This is a genomic window from Pseudomonas sp. 05N434 (assembly GCF_056396965.1).
This window is the reverse complement of record NZ_JBFTMK010000592.1, coordinates 1-2,993: the sequence shown is the minus strand read 5'-3', so window position 1 is coordinate 2,993 and position 2,993 is coordinate 1. Positions and strand designations below refer to the sequence as shown.

Sequence of the window (2,993 nt, the reverse complement as noted above, 5' to 3'; positions counted from 1 at the left end):
GCGTCAGTGAGGGCGCTATCGCCAGCAAGCCGGCTCCTACAGGCTCAGCATTACTTCGCGACCTTGCCCAAAACGCGCAGGCGGCTCACACCACCATCCGGGAACACGTTCAGGCGGATGTGGGTGATCGGGCCCAGCGCCTTGATCTGTTCGGCGAAGGTGTGTTCGGCGTGCATTTCCAGCTTCTGGCTTGGCAGCAGTTCGCGCCAGAACAGCGATTGGGTTTCGATCTGGCTGTCGGTGCCGCCCTTCACGAAGGCACCCTGGATCGAGCAGCTGTCCGGGTAGTTGCCCTTGAAGTGCAGGGTGTCGACGATGACTTTCTCGACTTCACCCGCATGGCCCAGCGCGACGATCACCCAGTCATTGCCCGGGGTACGACGACGTGCGGTTTCCCAGCCATCGCCCATGTTGATGCCACGGCCCGGGTTGAGGATGTTGCTCATGCGGCCGAAGTGTTCGTCGGAGCAGGCGAGGGCGCGACCGCCGTTCAGGGCGGCAGCCAGGTCGACTTGTTCGTTGTCGCCAACGGCCGACCAGTCGCGGAACGGAATGCCGTACACGCGCAGACGGGCCACGCCACCATCTGGATAGATGTTGAAGCGCAGGTGGCTGAACGCCTGGTCGTTATTGATTTCGTGGTAGTGGTGGCTGTTGCCCTGCAGTTCGACGGCCGACAGCACTTCAGTCCACTGGGTGTTTTCGTCCGGCTCGCCCGAGGCCAGGAAGCAGGCTTCCAGGGAGGCCGATGGCGGGTAGTTGCCGGTGAAGAATGAAGTGTCGATGTCCACGCCTTTGATCGAACCCGGTACGCCCAGGCGGATCACCGCGCTGTCGTAGCCTTCGAAGCGCTTGCGGCGCGACTCCCAGCCGTCCATCCACTTGCCGTTGTCATCGAACACGCCCTCTTTCCACACGGCCGGGGTCGGCTGGAACAGACGGTTGGCGTCTGCGAACCAGTCATCGGTGACCGAGATGATTTTGGTGCCCAGACGGGCGTCGGCCAGGTTGACGAACTTCTCGAAAGGTACGGCGTAAGCTTTCATTCTTCTTGTCTGCCTTTAAATAAGTTGGCTTGGGATGCTTGCAGTGCCCTGGGTGCTGTTTGCGTTTGAGAACACTCGGGCAAAGCTCGCTATAGGGTCAGTAATCGGAACAACGCGATCTTGTTGATCTGCGCCAGCGCGCATTTGAATTCGGTGTCGACCGAATTGTGAATGCGCGTTTCGAACGCCGCGAGGATCTGATGCCGGTTGCTGCCTTTTACCGCCATGATGAAGGGAAACTTGAACTTGGCCTTGTAGGCGTCGTTCAGCTCGGTGAAGCGCTCAAACTCTTCGGCCGTGCATTGGTGAATACCGGCGCCAGCCTGTTCATGGGTGCTGGCTTCGGTCAGTTGGCCCTGGACGGCGGCTTTGCCGGCCAGGTCCGGGTGAGCGTTGATCAGGGCCAGTTGGCTGGCGTGATCGGCGCTCAACAGGATGTCGCTCATGCGCTGGTGCAGGGTTTCGATCTGGTCGATCGAGGTGTCMTGGCCCAGGTCGAAAGCCTTTTCGGCCACCCATGGCGAGTGTTCGTAGATGTCGGCGAAGGCGGCGACAAATGCGTCGCGGCTCAGGGTCGATGGCTTCAGTGTCTGGAAGTGGCTCATTTGGCAGCCCCTTGGTACGGATGGGTTTGCTGCCAGTGGCGAGCGATGTCGACGCGGCGGCTGAACCACACCTGTTCATGACTTTTAGCGTATTCGATAAAGCGCTTGAGTGAGGCCAGGCGCGCCGGGCGGCCGATCAGCCGGCAGTGCAGGCCGATCGACAACATTTTCGGTGCCTCGGCACCTTCGGCATACAGCACGTCGAAGGCGTCTTTCAGGTATTCGAAGAAGTCGTCGCCCTTGTTGAAACCCTGGACCTGGGTGAAGCGCATGTCGTTGGTGTCCAGGGTGTACGGAATCACCAGGTGTGGCTTGCCGGTCGGGTTGTTCGGTTCCCAGTAGGGCAGGTCGTCGTCGTAGGTGTCGCAGTCGTAGAGGAAACCGCCTTCCTCCATCACCAGACGGCGGGTGTTCGGGCCGGTGCGGCCGGTGTACCAGCCCAGCGGGCGCTCGCCGGTGATTTCGGTGAGGATGCGGATCGCTTCGAGCATGTGCTCGCGTTCCTGCGCTTCGTCCATGTACTGGTAGTCGATCCAGCGATAGCCGTGGCTGCAGATCTCGTGGCCGGCCTCGACCATCGCGCGGATCACGTCCGGGTGACGCTGGGCGGCCATGGCCACGGCGAAGATGGTCAGCGGGATGTCGAATTCCTTGAACAGTTTCAGAATCCGCCAGACGCCGGCACGGCTGCCATACTCGTAAAGGGATTCCATGCTCATGTTGCGCTCGCCTTGCAGCGGCTGCGCCGAGRCCATTTCCGAGAGGAAGGCTTCGGACTCTTTATCGCCGTGAAGGATATTGCGCTCGCCACCTTCCTCGTAGTTGAGCACGAAGGACAGGGCGATGCGGGCATTGCCCGGCCAGTGTGGGTGAGGAGGGTTACTGCCKTAACCGATCAGGTCGCGTGGGTAGTCAGCGCTCACTGCAGTCTTCCTTCTTGTTCGTGTCGACTTGTTCAAAGTCAGGGTGTGTGTGGCGGCCTGGCGATGAGAGGGCAGGCTGGCGTCACAGCGATGGAGTGATTGTATACAACTTTATATTCACTTTGTAAGCCTGATTTTTTGCATTTTTCACTGACTGCTCTCATTGGAGGGTACTGCAAGAAACCTGCCTGACTGGTCAGTTAATGGATAGAAGGTCCACTGATCTTATGGTTTGGCGCAAGATTCGCCTGCAAACCCTGAATGCCGTTGGTGGCAGTAAAAATGTCGTTTTTATTGTGTACAATTTTTTTGAAAAATGTCTTAATCAGTCGCTCGCCGCAACTTTTCGTGCTCCGGAACGGTGCGGTCTCCTTTTCAACTGACTTCGGGAGGCGCGAGGTCTGACTGCTCCACGCAGG

At 59.2% G+C, this 2,993-nt stretch carries 4 protein-coding genes; all 4 read right to left on the bottom strand.

Annotated elements, in window-relative coordinates; genetic code table 11:
- Positions 1–50 precede the first annotated feature (50 nt).
- On the bottom strand, positions 51–1,046 hold the full coding sequence (gene alc, locus AC1DLB_RS26430; protein WP_007940834.1) for an allantoicase: 996 nt from the start codon (positions 1,044–1,046) through the stop codon (positions 51–53).
- Positions 1,047–1,135: 89 nt separating this feature from the next.
- On the bottom strand, positions 1,136–1,651 hold the full coding sequence (gene uraD / locus AC1DLB_RS26425; protein ID WP_477785951.1) for a 2-oxo-4-hydroxy-4-carboxy-5-ureidoimidazoline decarboxylase: 516 nt from the start codon (positions 1,649–1,651) through the stop codon (positions 1,136–1,138).
- On the bottom strand, positions 1,648–2,574 hold the full coding sequence (puuE, locus tag AC1DLB_RS26420; protein ID WP_477785950.1) for an allantoinase PuuE: 927 nt from the start codon (positions 2,572–2,574) through the stop codon (positions 1,648–1,650). Before puuE ends, uraD begins: the two co-directional genes overlap by 4 nt.
- A gap of 200 nt (positions 2,575–2,774) precedes the next feature.
- On the bottom strand, positions 2,775–2,993 hold a 219-nt coding region (locus tag AC1DLB_RS26415), incomplete at its 5' end, for a hypothetical protein (RefSeq protein WP_477785949.1).